This is a genomic window from Thalassotalea insulae (assembly GCF_030161395.1).
Lineage (GTDB): Bacteria > Pseudomonadota > Gammaproteobacteria > Enterobacterales > Alteromonadaceae > Thalassotalea_E > Thalassotalea_E insulae.
Genome location: NZ_BSST01000001.1, coordinates 603,728 through 627,397 on the forward strand (window position 1 = coordinate 603,728; position 23,670 = coordinate 627,397).

Annotated in this window: 20 protein-coding genes and 3 tRNA genes; 4 read left to right on the top strand and 19 right to left on the bottom strand. The window is 41.7% G+C overall.

Going from position 1 to position 23,670, the window contains the following annotated elements:
* Positions 1-307: 307 nt before the first annotated feature.
* From nadA to ruvC, 14 genes are all read right to left on the bottom strand, one after another.
* Positions 308-1,348, bottom strand: coding sequence for a quinolinate synthase NadA (gene nadA, locus QQK06_RS02830; RefSeq protein WP_284243079.1), 1,041 nt, complete (start codon positions 1,346-1,348; stop codon positions 308-310).
* A 261-nt stretch (positions 1,349-1,609) separates the two neighbouring features.
* Positions 1,610-1,685: transfer RNA gene (locus QQK06_RS02835), tRNA-Lys, on the bottom strand.
* An 81-nt stretch (positions 1,686-1,766) separates the two neighbouring features.
* A tRNA-Lys gene (locus tag QQK06_RS02840) sits at positions 1,767-1,842 on the bottom strand.
* 55 nt (positions 1,843-1,897) lie between these two features.
* A tRNA-Lys gene (locus QQK06_RS02845) sits at positions 1,898-1,973 on the bottom strand.
* Positions 1,974-2,108: 135 nt separating this feature from the next.
* The gene (gene ybgF / locus QQK06_RS02850; RefSeq protein WP_284243080.1) at positions 2,109-2,894 is read right to left on the bottom strand and encodes a tol-pal system protein YbgF; all 786 of its coding nucleotides are present in this window, start codon (positions 2,892-2,894) and stop codon (positions 2,109-2,111) included.
* Positions 2,895-2,906: 12 nt separating this feature from the next.
* Complete coding sequence (gene pal / locus QQK06_RS02855; protein WP_284243081.1) at positions 2,907-3,455, bottom strand: peptidoglycan-associated lipoprotein Pal; 549 nt, start codon at positions 3,453-3,455, stop codon at positions 2,907-2,909.
* Between the two features lie 44 nt (positions 3,456-3,499).
* Positions 3,500-4,846 (bottom strand): Tol-Pal system beta propeller repeat protein TolB, encoded by a 1,347-nt coding sequence (gene tolB / locus QQK06_RS02860; RefSeq protein WP_284243082.1) that lies wholly within the window; start codon positions 4,844-4,846, stop codon positions 3,500-3,502.
* 35 nt (positions 4,847-4,881) lie between these two features.
* A complete protein-coding gene (tolA, locus tag QQK06_RS02865; protein WP_284243083.1) occupies positions 4,882-5,781 on the bottom strand; it encodes a cell envelope integrity protein TolA in 900 nt (299 codons plus the stop codon).
* 5 nt (positions 5,782-5,786) lie between these two features.
* Positions 5,787-6,212 (bottom strand): protein TolR, encoded by a 426-nt coding sequence (tolR, locus tag QQK06_RS02870; protein ID WP_284243084.1) that lies wholly within the window; start codon positions 6,210-6,212, stop codon positions 5,787-5,789.
* An 8-nt stretch (positions 6,213-6,220) separates the two neighbouring features.
* Complete coding sequence (tolQ, locus tag QQK06_RS02875; protein WP_284243085.1) at positions 6,221-6,904, bottom strand: protein TolQ; 684 nt, start codon at positions 6,902-6,904, stop codon at positions 6,221-6,223.
* The gene (gene ybgC, locus QQK06_RS02880; protein WP_284243086.1) at positions 6,894-7,304 is read right to left on the bottom strand and encodes a tol-pal system-associated acyl-CoA thioesterase; all 411 of its coding nucleotides are present in this window, start codon (positions 7,302-7,304) and stop codon (positions 6,894-6,896) included. Before ybgC ends, tolQ begins: the two co-directional genes overlap by 11 nt.
* A 512-nt stretch (positions 7,305-7,816) precedes the next feature.
* Entirely contained in the window at positions 7,817-8,818 is a 1,002-nt protein-coding gene (gene ruvB, locus QQK06_RS02885) for a Holliday junction branch migration DNA helicase RuvB (RefSeq protein WP_284243087.1), read from the bottom strand.
* Between the two features lie 24 nt (positions 8,819-8,842).
* Positions 8,843-9,460, bottom strand: coding sequence for a Holliday junction branch migration protein RuvA (gene ruvA, locus QQK06_RS02890; protein ID WP_284243088.1), 618 nt, complete (start codon positions 9,458-9,460; stop codon positions 8,843-8,845).
* 82 nt (positions 9,461-9,542) lie between these two features.
* The gene (gene ruvC, locus QQK06_RS02895; RefSeq protein WP_284243089.1) at positions 9,543-10,070 is read right to left on the bottom strand and encodes a crossover junction endodeoxyribonuclease RuvC; all 528 of its coding nucleotides are present in this window, start codon (positions 10,068-10,070) and stop codon (positions 9,543-9,545) included.
* 254 nt (positions 10,071-10,324) lie between these two features.
* On the opposite strand from ruvC, the gene QQK06_RS02900 reads away from it, so the two are divergent.
* Entirely contained in the window at positions 10,325-12,451 is a 2,127-nt protein-coding gene (locus QQK06_RS02900; protein ID WP_284243090.1) for a TonB-dependent receptor, read from the top strand.
* Positions 12,452-12,889: 438 nt separating this feature from the next.
* On the opposite strand, the gene aspS is transcribed toward QQK06_RS02900, so the two are convergent.
* Both aspS and QQK06_RS02910 read right to left on the bottom strand, forming a co-directional pair.
* Positions 12,890-14,662, bottom strand: a complete 1,773-nt coding sequence (gene aspS / locus QQK06_RS02905; protein WP_284243091.1) for an aspartate--tRNA ligase — start codon at positions 14,660-14,662, stop codon at positions 12,890-12,892.
* Positions 14,663-14,776: 114 nt separating this feature from the next.
* Entirely contained in the window at positions 14,777-17,611 is a 2,835-nt protein-coding gene (locus tag QQK06_RS02910; RefSeq protein ID WP_284243092.1) for a transporter substrate-binding domain-containing protein, read from the bottom strand.
* A 143-nt stretch (positions 17,612-17,754) separates the two neighbouring features.
* Between QQK06_RS02910 and cmoA the strand changes: the two genes are divergently transcribed.
* Entirely contained in the window at positions 17,755-18,489 is a 735-nt protein-coding gene (gene cmoA, locus QQK06_RS02915; RefSeq protein ID WP_284243093.1) for a carboxy-S-adenosyl-L-methionine synthase CmoA, read from the top strand.
* Entirely contained in the window at positions 18,486-19,451 is a 966-nt protein-coding gene (cmoB, locus tag QQK06_RS02920; protein WP_431313653.1) for a tRNA 5-methoxyuridine(34)/uridine 5-oxyacetic acid(34) synthase CmoB, read from the top strand. The genes cmoA and cmoB overlap by 4 nt, the downstream gene beginning before the upstream one ends.
* Before the next feature lie 8 nt (positions 19,452-19,459).
* On the opposite strand, the gene QQK06_RS02925 is transcribed toward cmoB, so the two are convergent.
* Entirely contained in the window at positions 19,460-20,200 is a 741-nt protein-coding gene (locus QQK06_RS02925) for a substrate-binding periplasmic protein (RefSeq protein ID WP_284243096.1), read from the bottom strand.
* Positions 20,201-20,334: 134 nt separating this feature from the next.
* Here QQK06_RS02925 and QQK06_RS02930 point away from each other — a divergent pair, with 134 nt between their 5' ends.
* Positions 20,335-21,681, top strand: a complete 1,347-nt coding sequence (locus QQK06_RS02930) for an anti-phage deoxyguanosine triphosphatase (RefSeq protein WP_284243097.1) — start codon at positions 20,335-20,337, stop codon at positions 21,679-21,681.
* Between the two features lie 24 nt (positions 21,682-21,705).
* Here the strand turns inward: QQK06_RS02930 and QQK06_RS02935 are convergent, their stop codons facing one another.
* Positions 21,706-22,758, bottom strand: coding sequence for a patatin-like phospholipase family protein (locus QQK06_RS02935; RefSeq protein ID WP_284243098.1), 1,053 nt, complete (start codon positions 22,756-22,758; stop codon positions 21,706-21,708).
* A 38-nt stretch (positions 22,759-22,796) separates the two neighbouring features.
* Positions 22,797-23,582 (bottom strand): PhzF family phenazine biosynthesis protein, encoded by a 786-nt coding sequence (locus QQK06_RS02940; protein WP_284243099.1) that lies wholly within the window; start codon positions 23,580-23,582, stop codon positions 22,797-22,799.
* Positions 23,583-23,670: the final 88 nt, after the last annotated feature.

A 23,670-nucleotide genomic window follows, 5' to 3' on the forward strand; every position in this document is an offset into this window, starting at 1 on the left:
CATGAATGTCTGACCTTACCTGAAAAAGCAGTGCTTTTTCCTGGCGGTAACGCTCCACGCGGATACGTCACCTCATTTAGATTGTGTTGAAGATTTTATTTTCTAGTGTTCTTCTCACTAATAGTGAACTGGCTGAGCGCGCCTTAGCGTGGTATTTCCACTTGGCAGCAACTCGAACACATCACCTTAAAACTTGCTTTTAAAAAGCTGCGCTATGGTAGAAAAAAAGCCCTGCTTGCGCAAGGCTTTATTTATATATTAGCCAATAAAACTCACCGCTTGCTTAAAAGTTATGCAAGTCTAGCGATTAACGTTTCAAGCTCGCAGAAAACTCGAGCATACGATTTGTTGAGCGTAGTGCCCCTTCTCGTAGATTCATATCAACAAATACTTCTTTGCCACTAGGGTCAATAAGCGCCTGTTCAATCGCCTGTAAGCCATTCATTGCCATCCACGGGCAATGTGCACAGCTTCTGCAAGTGGCGCCTTCTCCTGCGGTTGGCGCTTCAAAGAACTCTTTTTCCGGGCATAGTTGCTGCATTTTATAAAAAATACCGCGATCGGTAGCCACAATAAATTTTTGATTGGGTAATTCTTGCGCCGCTTTTATTAACTGGCTAGTAGAACCGACAGCGTCAGCTAATTCAATTACTTCTGCTGGTGACTCAGGATGCACTAATACTGCTGCGTCTGGATGCAAGGCCTTCATATCTATCAGCGCTTTGGTTTTAAATTCATCATGAACGATGCAGGCGCCCTGCCACATGATCATATCGGCACCGGTTTGCTTTTGAATATAGCTTCCTAAATGACGATCTGGCCCCCAGATGATCTTTTCACCCTGCTCATCCAAATGTTCGACAATTTCTAATGCACAAGATGAAGTCACTATCCAATCGGCACGCGCTTTAACCGCTGTAGAGGTATTGGCATAAACCACGACAGTTCGTTCTGGATGCTGATCACAAAACTCACTAAATTCTTTAATTGGACAACCTAAATCTAACGAACAGGTTGCTTCTAACGTTGGCATTACCACTGTTTTCTCTGGTGTTAAGACTTTAGCGGTTTCCCCCATAAATTTAACACCCGCGATAATTAATGTTTGTGCCGGATGCTGATTACCAAAGCGCGCCATTTCCAAGGAATCGGCTACACAGCCACCGGTTTCTTCTGCTAATGCCTGAATTTCAGGATCGGTGTAATAATGTGCAATAAGCACAGCATTTTTTTCAACTAATAACGCTTTGATCCGTTCTTTATACTGCGCCTTTTCTGCAGCAGTCAATTTTGCAGGTTTGGCTGGAAAGGTAAAATCAAAATCTACCGCTAAATTACTTTGCGCCATTATTCATCTCTAACTAGCATTAAAAAATCGGCAGGAATTATACGTTAAACCATCAGAAATGTGTACTTTAGCGTCATCAATCTGTCATGCGATTATGTTAGAAAATACAGATTCATAGCCATAACTTGATAAGCGATTAAAAAGCTTAGTTTTTATAGAAGTAACTGCTGATAGATGTACTGTTTAAGAGAGTGCGATAGTGAGGAGTTTATTAAATAAAATCTTTCAAATGAATAAAAAGCAAATGATTTCTAAGAAAGGTGGTCGGTCGTGAAGGATTTGAACCTTCGACAAATTGGTTAAAAGCCAACTGCTCTACCAACTGAGCTAACGACCGATAGAAAGAATTACGATAAATTTAATATTAGCACAAGAGCTGTGTCTAACTGCACCGACAATCCCAAACGGGGAAATAAGGTGGTCGGTCGTGAAGGATTTGAACCTTCGACAAATTGGTTAAAAGCCAACTGCTCTACCAACTGAGCTAACGACCGATTAAATTTATTAACAAATGAGACTCAGCTCCACTTCCAATACTCAGAGAGAAAGTGGTCGGTCGTGAAGGATTTGAACCTTCGACAAATTGGTTAAAAGCCAACTGCTCTACCAACTGAGCTAACGACCGACATTTAGTGCGAAGACCGTCTCGGTCAACGCGCCGCATATGATACTGATAATTTTGCCCGTTGCAACAACAAAATTAAGTTTTTTACTGATATTTGACTAAATGCTCAAAAAGGCAACATTATGGGCAAGTTATCTACAGCAAACTGGCTAATCTTGGCTCAGCTAACTTAGCTGCGCTGGAGTTGGGATACTCCTTTATTACCTGTTGATACAAGCTACGAGCTTTTGCACTGTTGCCTTGCTTCTGCTCAACGAGGGCAAGTTTAAACATGGCATCGCTACGCTTAGTTGACTGAGAGTAATTAGCAACTACCCGTTCAAATTCAGCTTTCGCCTGCGTTAATTCATTTTTATTAAACAATAATTGCCCTAACCAATAATGAGCATTCGCCGCATAAGTGGAATTAGGATAATTTTGATTAAAAGTCCGAAAAGCAGGAATCGCTTGATCGTAACGTTTTTCTTTTAAGACCAGATTAACCGCACGATCATAAGCTTCATTCTCAGTTAAATTACTGCTGTAACTACTAGTACTCGCGGTTGTAGCTGGCGCTTCTATTGATGTAGGCACATTATTAGCAGGTTTTAACGCCTGAGAGACTCTTCGATCAAGTTCTTGATACAACTCTCGTTGACGTTCAAGAATCTGGCTTAATTGATGGGTATGGAGCTCAGTTACGCCACGTAATTCATCGACTTCATTTTGCAATTCATCAAGTTGACGTTGAACTTTAACCTGAGCACGATTTCTCGCCTCAACTTGCCGTTCTAAATTCTCTACTCGTTGTTGCAATGAAAAAGACTTATTACCACCACTACTGCTTTGAGAAATATCAATGACAGGAGCAGGCTCAGCTGCTAATACACCAGGTGCAATAGCAGCAAGCGTTAAGCTCAATAAAACTTTATTCAGTTTCATTAAATTACCTGATTAGTAGACCAAAACAGCGCGACGGTTTTTCGCAAAGGCACTCTCTGTACGGTCATTAACCATAGGCTTTTCTTCACCATAGCTCACAACTGATAATTGTGAAGCTGATACGCCCATGTTCTCTAAGTATGTCATTACCGCTTTAGCACGACGCTCACCTAACGCTATGTTATATTCAGGTGTACCACGCTCATCGGCATGCCCTTCAATTAATACGCTAACACTTGAGTTTTCATTTAAGAATTTAGCGTGTGCATCTAAAATTGCAGAGAACTCAGCATCAACCGTTGATTTATCAAAGTCAAAATAAACAATGTGCTCGGCACGTAAACGTTCCATTTCCTGACGTTGCTGTTCTTTGATTTCTTCTTCTCTTTGCATTGCATTAGCACGGATTCTTTCTTGTTCTGCTGCTTGTGCCGCTGCTTGAGTCTGAGCATTCGTATCAACCTGACTTTGCTCTTCAACTTCAGAATTCGAGCTACACGCAGCCAATGCCATCATAGGTAATGCAACAGCAAGAGCTTTAACAGTTTTATTCAAGCGCATTTTGATTTTCCTTATTGTTTCAATATTATTAATTTTTAATCTTATTATAAAAATGGCGACCAAGCAGGAGATTTAACCTGACCGTTAAGTGCAGGTAACCTTGCCTTAAATCGACCATCCACTGACACTAAACTCAACACCTGACGGCGATTATGTAGTGTACTGTAAATTATCATGCCACCATTAGGTGCAATACTTGGCGACTCATCTAAACGAGTTTTTGTTAACACCTGAAAAATTCCAGAGCTTAACTCTTGCTTCGCTAAATGATACTTACCACGTGTTCTATTAACCATTACCAGTTCCCGGCCGTCCGGTGTAATTGAACCACCTAAGTTCATTTCACCATCAAACGTCAGGCGTCTAACTCGACCATCCATTAAATTTACGCGATATAGCTGAGGTTTTCCACCCCGTTCTGAACTAAATATCAGTGATTTACCATCAGGTAACCAACTTGGCTCAGTATCGATAGCACGATGTCTGGTAATACGACGCAATTTTTTCGTATTGATATTCATCACATAAAGCTCAGGGTTACCATCTTTTGAGAGGACCATCGCCAAGCTCTTACCGTCAGGAGACCAGCGTGGCGCACTATTTATTCCATTATATGAACTGATTAATTTACGCTTACCGGTATAAATATCAATCACATAAATTTGTGCCTGACGATTTTCAAAAGTGACATAAGCTAACTTATTACCGTCCGGTGACCAGTCAGGTGACATTAATGGCTCTTTTGAGCTAAGTAACACATGTTCGTTATAGCCGTCATAATCAGCAATCACTAATTGATAAGGGTACTCCCCTTGATCACGTACAATAACATAAGCAATTTTGGTTAAAAATGCACCGCGGCTGCCAGTTAGTTTTTCATACACTTCGTCACTAATGCGATGAGCATAGCGACGAAACTGACTACTAGTAATATCAACGGTACTTTCATCCAGAATATGATCTGAAGTTTGCACCAGCTCGCCATTACTTAACATTTGCGTCTGGCCACCGGTAATTTGTCCGCGGATAACATCAACTAACTGATAGCTCACTTGATAATGACCAATAGAAGTTTCGCGAACCTGACCAACGACGATATTTTCAACCCCTTCAGCTGCCCAGGCGGCATAATCAATTTCACTGTCTTTCGACGGCATTTGCGGAAAACGCAGTTCGTTAATCGGGCTAAATTTACCACTGCGCAGTAAATCATCACTCACGACTTTAGCGATATCTTCCGCTAACGGATCATTTCCTTCCCATTTAAACGGCAAAATAGCTATTGGGCGGGCGCCATCAATACCTTCAGTGATCACTATTTCTAAGGTGGCGTTAACTTGACTGGTGAAAATAAATAAACAAGTTAGTAAAATTGCTTTGATTTTTATCATATCTTATAAAAAAACACTTAAATTATTATTAATCGTTAAAACTCAGGCACAACAGTTAAACTTATTGTGCGCATTTTTTCAAACACTTCCGGATCTTTTGAGACAGGCAACGTGCCAGCTTTGTTAACTGCGTTACGCGCCGCATCACATACCACTCTATCGCCTTTACCTGCTTGTACACTGATAACGAAGCCAGACGGAGCCAACTTAATGGTTAAGTTACACGACTTACCTTCCATTGTCGCTTTATCCGTTAACAGCTTACTTTGAATCACTCGGGTGATCAGTGCGGTATATTTGCCAATTTCTGACGTGATTTGCTGGTTACGCGCTTGCTGACGCGACGCCATTTCTTCCGCCAGCTGTTGCTCTAATAAGCGCTGCTGTTCTGCTCGCTCACGCGCTTCACGCTCTTTGCGTTTTTTCTCTGCTGCTTTCTTTTTACGCAGTTTTTCGGCTTTTTCTGCTGCTTTTTGTTCTTTTAAGCGTTTAGCTTTAGCCTCCGCAGCAGCCTTTTCTGCGGCTTGTTTCTCCCGCTCTTTTTGTTTTCTTAATTTTTCTGCCGCCACAGCTTTCGCGCGTGCTTTTGCCGCTGCCGCGTCCGCTGCTTTTCGCTCACGTTCTTTTTTCTTACGCTGTTGTTCAAGTGTTTTTAATCGCTGTTCTTCTTTTGCCCGACGACGTTTAGCCGCTGCCGCTTGTTCTTCAATGGCTTTCAGACGCTTTGCTTCATCAGCTTTTTGCTTTTTCAGCTTGTTCACTTGATCATCAATTTTTTTCCTGTCGACAACCACAGCTTGAATAGGCTTAACTTGCGTCGCACTTGGTGTAGGTTTCGGCGGGGCCGCCGAAAAATCACCAAACAACAAGATCAACAATAGTGTGACATGCAATGTCACACTATATGTAAGCGCTTTACTAAACGTTGAACCCACGTGGTTTATTTCTCCGGAGAATCGGTCATTAAGCCAACAGAAGGCACGCCGGCATCACGTTGCAATAATACCATCAATTGGATAACCGCGTCATAAGGTACAGCGCCATCACCATTGACAACAACTGGCGTATCAGGTTCCACTTTCAAATGTGCCGCCACTAAAGTAGCAAGTTCTTCCGCCGACATTGGTTCATTTTTACTCGTACCAACAGCCAGATAATAATTGCCCTCAGCATCAACTGAAGCGACTAATGGTGGCTTACTATCTTTACTTAACGGTTCAGCATCTGCTTTTGGCAAGTCAACTTTGACCCCTTGGGTGATCAAAGGCGCGGTTACCATAAAGATGATCAGCAGTACTAACATCACATCAATATAAGGCACTACATTAATTTCAGCGACTTTACGACGTCTGACTCGATTATACATAACGCCACCTACCCCTGGTTTTCACCCGCCGTTTGACGATGCAAGATACTGGAAAACTCTTCCATAAAGTTGCCATAACTATTTTCAAGCTTTTCAACATGATGAGTAAAACGGTTATACGCCATTACCGCTGGAATGGCCGCAAATAACCCCATAGCTGTTGCTATCAGAGCTTCAGCAATGCCTGGCGCAACCTGTGCTAAAGTTGCCTGTTCTTGTGCGCCTAATGCAATAAAGGAGTTCATGATCCCCCAAACCGTGCCAAATAATCCAATGTATGGGCTGATAGAACCGACAGTTGCCATAAAAGGTAAATGAGTTTCTAACTCGTCCACTTCTCGAGACAACGCTACACGCATTGCCCTATGGGTACCATCAACAACTGCTTGGGGCGAGTAAACATTACTTTTTCTTAAGCGAGCAAACTCTTTAAAACCGGCAACAAATAAACTCTCAATACCAAAAATATGTGCCCGGGCTGAAATTTCACTATAAAGCTTACTTAAGTCAGCACCACTCCAAAACTTATCTTCAAAATTCTGTAACTGCTGACGCGCTTCTCGTAGCACCTTTCTGCGCTGAAAAATCATAGTCCAGCAAGCAATTGAAAAGCCCAATAAAGTTAACATTACCGCCTTAACTAATAAGCTGGCTTGTAAAAATAAATCAAAAAACGAAAGTTCAGCTGACACCTTTTAATGCTCCTAATATAGTGTTTGGGATAGCGCATGGCTTAGCACGTTGCAGATCAATATACGCAACAAGTACTTCAATGTGACACAAAATCATCCCTTGTTGATTGGTAATGTGTTGAGAAAATTTAACACTTGCACGTTTTAATTCACTAATGACAGAAGTCACGGTAAGTAAATCATCCAGCTTTGCGGCGGCCATATTATCCATTTCAAGCTTTCTGACCACAAAACCACAATTTTGTTCTAAAAAAAATGACTGTTCAATGCCGAGTTCTCTTAACCATTCAGTACGCGCGCGTTCACAAAAATTTAAATAATTGGCATGATAAACATTACCACCGGCATCGGTGTCTTCATAATAGACACGTAAATGATATTCTTGTTTTGGTAGAGACATTACTATAAGTATGGCTTTTTACATCGTTATTTTTGCAAGATATAGTAATAGATTAACCAGGGGTCTCACAAGCCTTAATCACGCAGTTTGTCCGTATTTTCACCTGAAATATCAAGAAATAATTATCTCAAAAGTTTATCTGACAACTTATTAACTTACGATTAACATCAATACATTAGTTTTTCTAATGCGAAAATGGTAATTTTTTTAGTTTGTCAAAAATTAGAGTATTCACTTAAAATACACTTGTTTTCTGAGCTAGCGCACAAATAAAACAACTAAACCCCTGATGTTTTATTTTAGCCAGATATTTAAGTGAAGAGATAGTCACTATTTCTTCTCTCTGACATACTTCCTGGAATACAAATTCCTTCTAGCAACTTGAAATTTAAGTTGGCCCGCTATTTAGCGGGCTTTTTTTTATCTGAAATTTAATATGATTTTGATAAGGGGATAACCATAGCCAGATTCACTACTTAGGGTTAAAGCAGCTTAAGGTTATAATTAGTTCGTTAAGACTTAGTTAAACCAAAATGTTGATAGGCGCGCTCGGTAGCTATTCGGCCACGAGGTGTGCGTTGTAAAAAACCTTGTTGAATTAAAAATGGTTCAAGCACATCTTCTATCGTCTCACGCTCTTCCCCTATTGCAGCCGCTAAATTATCTAATCCCACTGGACCGCCGATAAACTTTTCAATAATTGCTTTAAGCAGCTTTCTGTCCATAATATCAAAGCCTTCCTTATCCACTTCCAGCATATCGAGCGCATCAGCTGCGGTTTGCTGGCAAACATTACCTTCAGTCTTAACATCGGCATAATCACGCACTCGACGCAATAAACGATTAGCTATTCTAGGGGTTCCCCGTGATCGTTTCGCTACCTCAAAGGCGCCATCTTCTGAAATAGCTAAATTAAGATAGTGTGCCGAACGACTGACGATATCGGTCAGATCTTTAGTATTGTAAAACTCCAGCCGCTGTACGATACCAAATCTGTCTCGTAGTGGTGATGTTAACGCCCCTGCTCTGGTGGTCGCCCCGATTAAGGTAAATGGTGGTAAATCTAATTTAATTGAACGGGCGGCCGGTCCTTCACCTATCATAATATCTAATTGATAATCTTCCATTGCCGGATACAACACTTCTTCCACCATAGGGCTTAAGCGATGAATCTCATCAATAAATAAGACATCATTTTCTTCAAGGTTAGTTAATAACGCGGCTAAGTCTCCAGCTTTTTCTAAAACAGGACCTGAGGTAGTACGAATGTTTACGCCCATTTCATTGGCAACAATATTTGCTAAGGTGGTCTTACCTAAGCCCGGCGGACCAAAAATTAATAAATGATCGAGCGGTTCCGCCCGTTTTTTTGCCGCCTCGATAAAAATTTCCATCTGGATTTTAACATGGTCTTGCCCGGTATAATCCGCCAGCATTTTAGGGCGAATAGCGCGATCTACCCCTTCATCTTCAATCAGTTCTGCAGGTTGGATCAAACGGTCAGCTTCTATCATTTATTTTCTCAATCTTATACGAAGTTATAACATGGCTTTTAAAGCATCGCGGATCAAATCTTCGCTGTTCATCCCAGCCGTAAACACCGCCTTAATTGCTTTGTCTGCCTGCCCCTGAGTGTAACCAAGCGACACTAAAGCATTGACGGCATCACCTTTAGCATTATTGACAAAGCTAGTGCCATTAACAGGGGTAAGTTGAATAGTATCAGTAACAGCGGTCCCTGCATCGCTATGCCAGTCTTTTAGTCGATCACGCATTTCAATTAATAAGCGCTCTGCGGTTTTCTTACCTACTCCCGGTATTTTCACTATGGTAGACAAGTCATCATGCATCACACAACTGACAAATTGATCCGCTGACATTCCGGACAATATCGCCAACGCTAATTTAGGACCAACACCGTTAACCTTGATTAATAACCGAAACAGCTTACGCTCTACTTTATTAGCAAAGCCATAGAGTAATTGCGCATCTTCACGGACAACAAAGTGAGTATAAACGGTGGCTTGCTGTTCTAACTCGGGCAAGGCATAAATACTGGTCATTGGCATAGTGACTTCATAACCAATACCTGCACATTCAATTAATATTTCCGGAGGAAGTTTTTCTACTAATGTTCCGCGTAGTCGACCGATCAAAACAAAATCCAAGATTATTATTACTATGGCGCAACAATAACACTATACATTTATACAGTAAAGTGTAAATTAATCGAGACTGCTACCTCAGCCGGCGCCGCACTATTTTAGTTGCCTGACCTGACATCTTAGCTAATGAGTCGTGGCTATGGGCATGACATAAAGCGACGGCTAATGCGTCAGCAGCATCCGCTTGCGGAGTTGCTGGTAATTTTAAAATAGATTTTACCATATGCTGAACTTGCGTCTTATCTGCCGCACCGGTGCCAACCACCGACTGCTTGATTTGCCGCGCCGAATATTCGGCAATTGTCAGGTTGTTACTGGTAGCTGCAACAATTGCCGCTCCGCGCGCCTGGCCAAGTTTAAGCGCGCCACCGGGGTTCACCCCCATAAACACTTGCTCAATAGCAAACATATTGGGCTGAAACTGTAAAATTAACTCAGAAACTCCGGCAAAGATAATCTGTAAACGTTCACCTAAGTCATCACCTGCGGCAAGCGCTTTAATGCAGCCACTGCCCAGATAACTGAGCTTTCGCCCTTCCTGCTTGATCACGCCATAACCGGTTAATCGTGATCCAGGGTCAATACCGAGAATAATATTCAACGTGTACTCTATGTAATGTTACTGCCATGAAAATATCTTCGCAGCATAAAGATCAGTCTCTAGTTATGCAATAACAAACCTTAATAATTCACCATTAATAACTCTGTCGGTTAAAGATATTCAGGATGAAATGTCCAAAAACAACAAGTATTAAAAATTATGATTTAAATCAATTTGTCTCGAATCATTATTGCAATTAACAATCATTATCATTAAGATCCGCGTTTTTAAATTAATGAATAGATATTACTAAAATGCCGAAAACAAAATTAAGCTTGCTAGCCTTACTCATTGCCCACAATGTTAATGCGGAAACTGCCACGCCTGACACTCAAACCGAAAACATAGAACGCCTAGTCGTTACTGGCAGTCGCATCGTTGAAAGTATCGACGAAGTACCGGCAACCATTACCATTATTAATCGTCAGCAAATTGAAGCTCAATTAAAAATATCCTCTGAATTACAGTCGCTACTCGCCACATTAGTGCCAGGATTAGCGCCCAGCACAGGTTCATCAAGTAACTCAAGCCAAACCTTAAGGGGTCGTTCACCACTGGTAATGATTGATGGAGTGCCACAATCTACACCGCTTAGAAATGGTGCTTTAGGCATCAGAACCTTAGATCCCAACGTAATTGAACGCATTGAAGTCATCAAAGGAGCCACCTCAATTTATGGTAATGGTGCGGCGGGCGGTATTATCAACTACATCACCAAGAAGGCCGATGAAAATGACCAGCTCAATGGCAATGTCAGCCTCTCCAGTCGCTTCAGTACGGTAAAATTCGAAGACAGTGCTGGGCACCGCCTGACTGCGGCAATTAACGGTAGTATTGATAACTTTAGCTATGTGTTAAATGCCACCCATGAAGAAAATGGCGTGCAACGCGATGCCCAAGGTGATGTGCTGGGGCTGATTTACGGTTTATCTGATGCCAAAATGAAAAACTACTTCAGTAAGTTTACCTATCAGTTTAGTGAAGATAAATCGCTGCAACTGACCTTTAATCATTATCGCTCCGAGCAAAAAAGTGACTTAATTGATGTTACCGGCAGTGTCAATTCTGGCACAAAAAGCTATGCAATCACCGCCCCGGCAGGTACAGAAAAGCCAGGTGTACCACAAGGACCAAATAACGATAACCTGATGCTCAAATATACTGATGAAGCACTGTTTGAACATACCCAGCTGGAGGTCGATGCCTATGCACAAAAAATTGAAAATATCTTCTTTTACTCGCCGGTTTTATCTAACCCGAGTGAAGGTTATAACGGCGGTCAGTCACTGATAAAATCCGATAAAAAAGGCTTAAGATTAACTCTGAACAGCCAGCTGGAGTGGGATAACCTAGAAGCAACCCTGATTTATGGCGTAGACGCATTACAAGATGTTACCTCGCAGCCCTTGGTCGATGGTCGTAAATGGGTGCCGGAAATGGATATGGAAAATCTGGCCGCCTTTTTACAAACGAAATGGCTGTATAACGATGATTTGATTATTAAAGCCGGCATCAGGCGTGAAGAAATAGATCTCGGGGTTGATGACTACAGCACATTAAAATTATGCCGCACCGCAGACACCTGCTCCATTCCCGTTGACGTAACAGGCGACACCCTAAATTATCGCGCCACCACTTACAATTTTGGTGTCCGTTATAATCTAATGTCATCATTTCAACCATTTGCCAACTACTCTCAAGGCGCGGACATTTCAGATATTGGCCGACTGCTGCGCACCGCAACAGTTACCGATATTGGTTTGATCCACACCCAGGCGTCAATCATAGATAATTATGAACTTGGTTTTATCTCTGATATTGACAATTTACACCTAGAATTTTCCGCATATCGCAGCACCTCTGAACTTGGTACCACTAATAAGTACGATGAAGCAACCGGTGTCTATTTGCCGGTAAGAGCCCCTCAGGAAATCTATGGTTATGAAGCGCTAGCACACTATCCTTTCTCCGATGAATTTAATGTAACGGCCAGTTATTCCTGGGTAGAAGGTAAGAATACGGCAGCTGATGTTTACTTAGGGGCCAAACAAATCAGTGCGCCAAAAGGCAGCATTAATATCAACTGGCAGCCAACAGATCAGGCAAATATTGCTATCACTTACCTTTATGTCGGTGACCGGAAAAAATTTACCAAGGTCGACGGTAGTTATGTCGGCGATCAAGGGCCGATCAGCAGCTATCATCTGATAAACCTGAGTGGAAACTATCATTTCAGTGATGAATGGTCTGCCTATTTTGGCGTAGAAAATTTGTTTAACCAGAATTACTACCCGGCAAAATCACAAGCCTATACCTACAACGGATACAACGTCAAAGGGCTGGGCACCACGATGAACTTAGGTGTTAATTACCAGTTCTAGCCCCGCTCCCAGATGAAGTCAACTCGCTATTGCCGATTTGACTTCATCACATCGCAAAAAGTTAATTGCTTATGATAAAAACCTGACTTAGACACATCCACTTTTTTGCCATAGCAGTAGGCATATTTATATTAAATTTAAGCATTTCCGGTGCTTCATCATAGTTTCCTTTATATATGCGAAATTATGCTCCTGCAATTTCACCGTACCATACGTCCCTGTATATACACGAAATTATGCTCCTGCAATTTCACTGTACCATACGTCCCTGTATATACACGAAATTATGCTCCTGCAATTTCACCGTACCATACGTCCCTGTATATACACGAAATTATGCTCCTGCAATTTCACTGTACCATACGTCCCTGTATATAAAAATGCAGTTAAAGTTTTCACTTTAACTGCATTGATTGTGCACTATATTGTCCCGGCTGATTATTCGGATTCTTTTTCCTTAACAATCGTCTGGATGCCTAATTCTTGCAACTGTGCAGGGTTTGCTTGCCCCGGTGCATTAGTTAACGGGCAGGCTGCTGTCGTGGTTTTCGGGAAAGCCATAACATCGCGAATTGATGTCGCTCCTGTCATTAACATTACCAAGCGATCCAAGCCAAAAGCTAAACCAGCATGTGGTGGCGCACCATATTGCAGTGCTTCAAGTAAGAAGCCAAATTTTTCCTGCGCTTCTTCATCACTAATACCAAGTATTCTAAATACCGTTGACTGCATCGCTTGGTCGTGAATACGCACTGAGCCACCACCTAATTCGCAACCGTTTAATACCATGTCATAAGCATTAGATAACGCGCCAACTGGGTTTGCTGCTAACTGCTCTGGCGTTAAATTAGTTGGTGCAGTAAACGGGTGATGCAATGCATGCATATGACCATCAATTTCTTCAAACATTGGGAAATCAACAACCCAAAGTGGTTTCCATTCATCGCTCACTAATCCTAAGTCTTCACCTAGTTTTAAACGTAAGGCACCTATTGCTTCACTCACTACAGTATAGTTATCGGCGCCAAAGAAAATAATATCCCCGGTCTGTGCATTAGTGCGATCTAATAACGCATTTACTGACGTTTCATCCAAGAATTTTAAAATTGGCGACTGCAAGCCTTCAAGGCCTGCATCACGATCATTAACTTTCATCCATGGCATACCTTTTGCGCCATAAATACCAACAAATTTAGTTAAATCATCGATATTCTTACGAGAAAATTGACTTGCGCCTTGTGGCACATTAATCACGGCAACACGGCCTTTTTCATCATTAGCTGGGCCTGAGAACACTTTAAATTCAACGTCTTTTAAAATATCGGCAACATCAACAATTTCTAGCGGGTTACGTAAATCAGGTTTATCTGAACCAAAACGGCGCATCGCTTCACTGTATGGCATGCGCGGGAAATCACCTAAATCTACGTTAAGTAGCTTTTGGAACAGTTCACGGATCATAGTTTCCGTTACTGCCATTACCTGGTCAGCACTCATAAACGACGTTTCAATATCGATTTGAGTAAATTCAGGCTGACGATCGGCACGTAAATCTTCATCACGGAAACATTTAACGATTTGGTAGTAACGCTCCATACCTGACATCATCAACAATTGTTTAAATAATTGTGGAGATTGCGGTAACGCAAAGAATTGTCCTTTATGCGTACGACTCGGCACTAAATAATCACGCGCACCTTCTGGCGTCGCTGCGGTTAAAATTGGCGTTTCAATATCTAAAAAGCCTTGATTTTCTAATGATTCACGTACCGCTGACGTTACTTTCGCACGAAAACGTAAACGTTCTGTCATCTCGGTGCGACGTAAATCTAAATAACGATATTTTAATCGCTGCTCTTCCGAGTTATGTTGATTGGAGTCCAATGGTAATGGCGCAGACTTATTTAAAATATTAAGCTCTAAACCTAATACTTCAATAGCACCAGTTGCCATGTCTTTATTCACTTGTCCTTCAGGGCGGGCACGTACTTTACCTTTAACCTGAACACAAAATTCATTGCGTAAAGTGTTAGCAACGTCTAATACTTCAGGTAAATCAGGATCATAAACCACCTGTACTAAACCTTCACGGTCTCGAAGATCTAAAAAGATCACCGCCCCTAAATCACGACGACGATTCACCCAACCACAAAGGGTAACTTCCTGACCAATATGAGATTCATTGACCTCACCACAATAAAGACTGCGCATACTCATTTTGCCTTGATTACTCGAAATATTAGCGACGAATTATTCGCTATTTTCTTTTAGGATAAAAATTTGCCGCCATTATAAAGCAATAGATAGGAATGTCACCTAGGGGGCCTAATTAAATACGTAGTGATTTTTCCCTGACATTTTCACTTTATACATCAGGGAGTCAGCTTCTTTGAGTAGATCTGATTCCGAGGTGCCATCTTCAGGATATATAGCAATACCAATACTACAACCAATTCTTGCCTCAACTTTTGATAATTCAAACGGTTGCTGTACCAATTTCAGCACTTTATCTGCGATAAATCCTGCTTCTTCCCGACGATGTAACCCGGTTAACAATAAAACAAATTCATCGCCACCAAAACGTACTATGGTATCTGACTGCCTGACACAGCCTTTTAGCCGTTTTGCAACTTCCACTAACAGTTCATCGCCAACGTCATGACCATATGTGTCATTAATATTTTTAAAACCATCTAAATCAATAAACAATACCGAGAGCATTAATGATTGCCGCTTATGAAAGCTGATCGCCGCCATCATTCTATCTTTTAATAATACCCGGTTTGCCAGCCCGGTTAATTCGTCATGAGTCGCCATATGTTTCATTTTAGCTTCGAGTGACTTTCTTGCTTTTATCTCCTGATATAACCTGCGATTCCAGATAACTATGACGATGATGATCACTAAAATGATGATGCCTATCTGAGCGGATAACTTCAACACGGTATCTTTGTCCAACCCTGTGGCTAGATTAATGGCAAACCATTTTTCATATATCTGTTGTTGTTCGTTGCTGGTGATCGATAACAACGCTTTATCCAAAATTGATTTTAATTCGGGCCAATCGTTACGAATAGCAAAACTATTTTGGTCAACGTTAAACTCATCTACCACAGACATATCCAAGGTCACTAAGCTTTCCCTGCCAATAAGCTCAGATGCTGTCGCGATATTTTCAATCAAGCCCTGTACGACCCCGCGCTTCACCGCAAGCAAACCTTCTTCGTCATTATCAACCAGACGTAAATTAACGTTAGGATGATGTTGACGTATCTTATTGATCAGATGATAACCTCTAATAATCGCCAGTTCTTTACCATAAAAATCTTTAATACTGGAGAGTTTTCCTTCTTGTCGCTGATGGATCACCACCCAAGGCATATCCCAGTATGTGTCGCTAAAGAGTAAAGATTTTTTACGTTCTTCTGTCGGCGTCGCACTACCTAACACATCCACTTTTTTCGCCTGCAGCGCACTTAACATTTCATTCCAACTATCAAATAAGGTATAGGTAAAATTAACGCCTGTTCGCTGTTCTATCAGGCGGTTAACATCAATATTAATCCCTTGAACCACTCCATTTTGATCGACAAATTCAACTGGACGCCAATCACGATTAATGCCCATATTGATCACTGGGTGCTGGGCAATAAAGTCATATTCTTTATTGGTTAGCGTCACCTGATTGGCATTCATTTGATAATAGCCATCACCAGGTTGTGACAACCAGCGTTTTTCAATCTCGATTAGTTTTTCCACAGGCATCAGGTTAAAGCCGTCTCTGACTATTTCAGCTAGTCGACTGTTATCTTTTTGCGTCAATGCATATATTGGTGAGATGAATGGACTACGTTCAAAGCTGTAATACTGCTCGCTTAAATTCGCCAAACTGAGTTCCATTTGCATATTCTCAACCGACCCCAACATAGCATCTATCGCACCAACTTCTGCCGCCCGTATCATGTCTTGGTAATGTCGATAGGTCATCAATTGAATCTGAGGATAGTTCTTTTTAAGACCTTGCAAATAGGGAGCCGCTTTTAAGACCCCAAGTTTCTGACCCGCAAGCTGCGACAAGCGATTGAGCTTTGTCATGTGATTCGGCAAATAAACATTAGAAGCAACCGCATAAATTTGCTGTGCCGCTGATAAGTTTGCATTTGCCAGATCATTTTCCGGATAGGCGATATGAATATCCGCCCCCCCTTGCGTGATCACCTCAATGGCATCTGTCATTGATTGAGGAACGAATTCTATTTCAACTCCCATGAGCTCTGCCCAAAAGCGCCAGATATCAATAAATAAACCTTGAGGTTTTCCTGAGGGAGAAATCGCCATATAAGGCGGTAGTTCCGGAGTAAAAACTAACGTTAATACGTCATTTTTTTTCGCCACTCCAAGCCATTTTTTTTCAATCGCCACTTTTTCTTGCGGGCTTATACGATTAAAACCTTGTTCAATAAATTCAATTAATGCCTGATTACCTTTCTCAACAGCGGCAACATATTTCCCCTGAGCAAATAATACTCGTTTATAAGCAGGAAATTGCAATTGTAGATCGTTATAGCGAGGATAATTTTCCGACAACTTATCTAAATTAGAAAATGCAGCCACCTCACCTGCCAGCGCGGCACTATATAGCGCAAAACGACTTTTATATTGGCGTAACTTTAATTTTGGATGCAATAACGCGAGCTGTTCAACATGACTGGAACCGGCAACCACGCCGATAGTAAAAGGTAATAATTGTTCAACGGAGGTCAGATTCACAAGATCCCGCTGCACCCTAATATAATTATTTAATTCAAAAAATGGTGCACTAAAGCTAAAAAACTCATTACGTTTTGGCGTTTGCTCCATCCCCGCATGAATATCAATAGTACCTGATTTGACCTTATCTATTGTTTGCTGCCAGGGTGAAATAACAAACTCAAGTTCAACTTGTTGCTTCTTCGCCCATAACTTCCACAAATCCACCATAATGCCGGCGGCTAGTCCTTGACTATCTTGAAAATGGTAGGGATAGGATGTTTGATTAACGGCGACGCTCAGAGGGCGACTGCTATCAATAGTCGTTTGCGCGAAAAGCTCACTACTGATCAGTAAACCAATAAGTACCAAGTTAGATACTAATATTGATTGTAAGCGAGTTAGCAGCATTTCTATCCCTATTTAAGCGTTATGATCCAATGAACAGACAACTTTTATCATTAACATTTAACTTTATTTGCAATACATTTTATAACCTACAACTTTTCAGTTAAAATACCAATACTTAAAGCTATAGTCTGACAAATTTATCTATGCCGCGCTCTGAAACCGATCTTATTTTTTCTAATAAACAAAGTAAAATTAAGGATTTTGCCTTTGATGCTCAAGTAGTTGAAGTATTCCCCGATATGATCTCACGCTCAGTTCCCGGGTATGCCACTATCATTGAGACTATCGGTCGGTTAAGTCAGCAATATGTCACCAATAATAGTAATGTGTATGACTTAGGCTGTTCTCTTGGCGCAGCAACGTTAGCAATGCGTAAAGCAATCACCGCCAAACACTGTAAAATCATTGGTATCGATAATTCTGCTGCCATGGTGGAGCGTTGTAAAATGCACATCAATGCCTTTAAAGGTGAAACGCCGGTAGAAATCATCGAAGATAACATCCTTAATACTGAGATCACTAATGCCTCAATGGCCGTATTAAACTTTACCTTACAGTTTGTCGAACCTGAACAACGCCAAAGCATGCTAAATAATATTGCCCAAGGGTTGCTGCCGGGAGGCATATTAGTATTATCAGAAAAAATTCGCGCAGAGGACCGAACCTGCGATGAACTATTAGTGGATTTACATCACGATTTTAAACGGGCAAATGGCTATAGCGAATTGGAAATAGCCCAAAAACGTACCGCGCTAGAAAATGTGATGCGGACCGATGATTTAGCCACTCATACTAAGCGCCTGAAGCAAGCGGGTTTTCGCCATGTCACTCCTTGGTTTCAATGTTTTAACTTTTTCTCACTGATCGCTATCAAATAATGAATTTTAATACCTTTTATCAGCAAATCGCCCAAAACCGATTAGCCGGTTGGCTTAACACTTTACCGGCACAACTAACACAATGGCAAAAGGACCAGTTACATGGTGAATTTGCCCAATGGCAAAAAACCTTAGATGCACTTCCCAACACGACACCGTCAAACGTTGACTTAACTAACGGTGTAATTGTCGGTGACAGCAATGATATTACCCCGGGTGAATATAAACGCATAGAGAACCTGCTGAGAAAATTCAAACCTTGGCGCAAAGGCCCCTACCATATTCATGGCCTGCATATAGATACAGAATGGCGTTCCGATTTTAAATGGGATCGTTTAGCACCACATATTAGCTCACTTCAGGATAAGTATGTGCTGGACATAGGTTGCGGCAGTGGCTATCACCTATGGCGGATGCGCGGCAACGGCGCTAAATTTGTTGTCGGCATCGATCCGACCCAGCTATTTTATACTCAATTTAATGCCATTCAGCATTTTATTAATGACCCGGCGGTAAACCTATTACCCTTAGGAGTCGAAGATTTACCGGAGCTCGAAGCATTTGATAGCGTGTTTGCAATGGGAGTTTTGTACCACAGACGTTCACCAATCGATTTTCTCTATCAGTTGAAAGCACAACTGGTTAAAGGTGGTGAACTGGTACTCGAAACTTTAGTGGTTGATGGTGATGCTAATACGGTATTAGTACCAGGGGAACGTTACGCTAAAATGCGAAATGTCTGGTTTTTACCTAGCTGTGAGGCAATGTCTGGCTGGCTCACACGTTGTGGCTTTAGTAATATTCGGGTAGTGGATACTGATATCACCTCATTTGAAGAGCAGCGAAAGACTGACTGGATAGACACAGAATCGCTACAGGACTTTCTTGACCCTGCTGATCCAAGCAAAACTATTGAAGGTTATCCAGCACCGAAACGTGCCATTTTTATTGCCAACAAGTAACGTTAAAACTAATTAAGGTAGTTATTTAACATATCCTGATAGCTACCATTTTCTTTTAGCCGTTTAATGCCACGATTAAATTTATCGCGAATTGCTGGTGAACGGAAACCGGCGACATAATTACGTTGATTAAAAATATAATGCACGGTGATCGGCTTATCATAGATAGCTTGGTGATGGTGTTTAATAAAATATTTTAAAATATTAGTATCCAGAATAATCACTTCAGCACGACGGAGAAATAACATTTCAATTTGCTGCTTTTGATCACCTATTTCTCGGTAATCCAGCAAATACGCGACCGTTTCACTGTACTTATCCCCTAAGAATTTTCGCGCATTTTGAAAAGCGACCACATGCTTACCCGAAAGATCGGCTATTTTCTCAATCGACAGCTGACTTTCGGCTAAACTGACGGCCACATTCTGATAACTAATATAAGGGGTAGATAAATGTAAGGCAGGATGCTGGTAATCTTGTGGCAAAGTGGTGACGCCATCCGCATTTAAACGTTGAAAACCTGTAATATTACGACCAAGCGGCATTTGTAAAAACTTAACATCCAGCTCATCAAATGCCAGTGCCGCCTTGAGAATATCGAGCTGCATGCCATGACCTTGCTCATCGGTAATAAAAGGTGCCTTTGCTAATCCCGCCACCATTTCAATTGTTTCTTCGGTTTGCTTTGCCTCGCTAAACAAAGGTAGTACTAACAAAAGAAACAGGCAGAAGAGTGATTGAATTTGCATTTCAAGAGCCTTAGTAAGACAGATAAAAGCTTGTACAGCAACAAATAAATTGGGTAAGGTATCAGCTAATAGCGATAGCTGGCTTGCATCTTAGCACGATAAAAATAAATGCTAAAATAATAATTGGGGAGTTTATGAACGACATTTGGTCTGAACGGCAATTAACCAAACTGGTCCAGCGTAAAGACGATCACCGCAGCCCTTTTCAACGTGACCGGGCTAGAATACTGCACTCTGCAGCATTTAGGCGACTCCAATCAAAAACTCAGGTTATGGGCAGTGGTCAAAGTGATTTCTATCGTACTCGACTGACCCATTCACTGGAAGCAGCGCAAATTGGCTCTGGCATCAGCGCTCAGTTAAGAAATAAATACCCTGAGCTCAGTGCGGCACTTTTTCCTAATGACGACACCCTAATTGAATCTTTATGCCTTGCCCATGATATCGGTCACCCCCCTTTTGGTCACGGTGGTGAAGTAGCACTGAACTTTATGATGAGAAATCACGGTGGCTTTGAAGGTAACGGCCAAACATTTCGTATTGTTTCCTACCTTGAACCCTTTAGCGAACATCACGGCATGAATTTGGCGCGCCGAACTTTATTGGGATTAGTCAAATACCCACAAACTTTAGATCAACTCAGTAATAATAAAAGCCCCACTATTCCTGATAACTTTCGCCAGCTGAAAGCCGCTGACTGGCATCCAGCAAAAGGCCTGTTTCAAGACGATATTAATACCTTAAACTGGCTGTTAGCTCCATTATCAGACGCAGATCGGCAGCTCTTTCAGCAAAGCCAGCAACAAGAAAATGCTCATAGCAAAACCTTATATAAATCGTTAGATTGTTCAATTATGGAGTTGGCAGATGATATTGCTTATGGCATTCATGATTTAGAAGATGCCATTGTTACTGGCGTGGTACAGCAAGCCGATTTTGAACAATATGTTATTGCACCACTAACAGAACTTGATGACTCTTGGCTACAGCAACTCACTCAGGAGCTATCGGCACAATTATTTAGCCAAAAAACTTATCAGCAAAAAGAAGCAATTGGCGGCTTAGTGAATTACCTGATCACCGCTATTGTACTGGTCGATTTAAATAAAAAGCTGCAGTTAACTTTTAACGAGCCATTATTAAGATACAATGCCAAGCATCCACCAAATGCATGCAAAGTATTGCAAATATTCAAACGCTTTGTCTTTGATTTTGTTATCAAACGCACGGAAATCCAACATCACGAATACCGAGGTCAGCAAATCGTGATGGAATTATTTGAAGCGCTCGCCTCTGACCCACAAAGATTGCTACCTAAAAACGCCTTACATGCTTACAAGCAGGCCGAGACCAATGGCTTAAACAGCTACAGGGTGATCGCCGACTATGTTGCCGGCATGACAGATGACTTTGCCACCCATCTCTATCAAAGCCTGTTTATCCCAAGTAATACACTTAGCCGCCATGACTTACACGGTTAAGCTGAATTAATCGAGACAAGGCATTCAGTCACAAACAAATGGCTGAATGCAATCTAACGCCTGCGTCTCAATAACAGCTGCTAGCTGCTGCGCCATTTGCTCCGTTTGCGCCAACACCGTTTGCCAGTATTTAATCCGCGTTGTTGCTTGCATTTCAGTAAAATCATTACGATCAGGAATTTTTCCATAAGGCAGTGAGGCAATAAATTTCTTCGACGGACAAACCAATACCACATTGTCATAGTTTTTCGGCGTGACTTGTCGTTTCAGGTTTTTATCAAACCAACCCGCCTTAGGCTGGGCATTAAAATGCGGATATAACACTAACCCAGGATTATCAATTTTAATATCAAAGTGATAATCAATAATGCCGCCATCACGATACATGCCTGGAGGCGAGCCTGGAATGTCTTTAACTCCTTGCATCACCAGCGGAATGGAGCCTGAAGCCAATAACGCCAGCTGAAGGTTTTCACCAGTTAAGGCAAGCTGTTTAGTGGTAAAAGCGCTTGGATCTGAAAAGCTTAAATTACTGCTTTGTGGCTGAAAAACAAAACGTTGATACTGAGTGCGCAACAACTTACGATTAAGCCGATTGAGGCCATAACTGGCAAACAAACCCGCCCCCTGCAACCACTTATTTTCACTGGCAGTAAAACCATTACTTTTAGCAACAATAAAGTGTGCTTTAAATATTGGGTTATTAATGATTTCCTGCTCACCATGCTCACCCAGCATCAACGCCAATAACTCTTTCGCTTTTGTCGTGATTTCAGCGGCATTTGCCTTAGCAGAATAAACGGTTTGCGAATAGTGAGTCGCTAAACGTTCAATCGCCGCGACCGGATCCTCTTGTGCAAAACAAGCGGCACGAAATGCGCCAGCACTTGAGCCTAGGATATTGAGCGTTTGAGTCCGACCATGAAAAAACTCGCCAAACAAATAGCGGTCAAGCTGATACAAGATAAACCATTTAGGCCCACCACTGGCACCAAGAAAAGTGGAAAACAGCTCTTGCTTAAAACCTTGTTCTTTAATCGTGTTAAGCGCAGTTTTGCCAGCAAAAATTTCTATCATAGATAGCTAAATCCCTAAGATAATTAGACAAACAAAAGCTAAATGCTGATTTCACCTTTAAGATAAGCCACACACTGACCGATCAGTTCAACCCGTTGTTCCTTAATCTGACAAATCACTTCACCACTACGTTCAGATAATTGCTTGGCATTTAGGTGAGTTTTAGCTAATTTTTTCGCCCAGTAAGGCGCTAGCTGGCAATGCGCCGAACCAGTAACTGGATCTTCATTAACGTCGAGTTTAGGAAAGAAACAGCGAGATACAAAATCATTCTGCTCGCCAGGCGCTGTGATCACTACACCGCGTAAATCTAACTGGCGCCAAGCAAGAAAATCAGGCTGAAAATCAACTACCTGCTGCTCATTTTCCATAACAATGATATAATCAAACCCAGCAACAACCTCGACGACACCTTGAACATCTGGCGCTAATAAATGCGCAGGTGCTTTAATCTCCTCAGGCTGTGTCGCAGGAAAATCCATCAACATCCCCTGCGCTGTTTTAGTCACGGTTAACGGACCACTGCGACTGGAAAAGGTAATTGAATCCTCAGTATGATCGCTATAGTTAAATATCACTTCGGCCGCTGCTAATGTCGCATGACCACATAAATCGACTTCTGCTGCAGGGGTAAACCAACGGAGCTGGTATTGCTCACCGTTTCGCAGGTAAAACGCAGTTTCCGATAAATTATTTTCCTGGGCAATTGCCTGCAACAACTCATCGCTGAGCCAATGAGTTAAAGGTACAACTGCAGCGGGATTGCCCTGAAACCTTTGTTTAGCAAAGGCATCAATTTGATAAATAGGTAAACTTGTTGACATTAATACTCCTTAGCTTTTTGATATAGAGCACAGGCTGCACCGGCAAGATCTTTGATCACTACGTACTTATCCTGGCCCATGGTTTTAA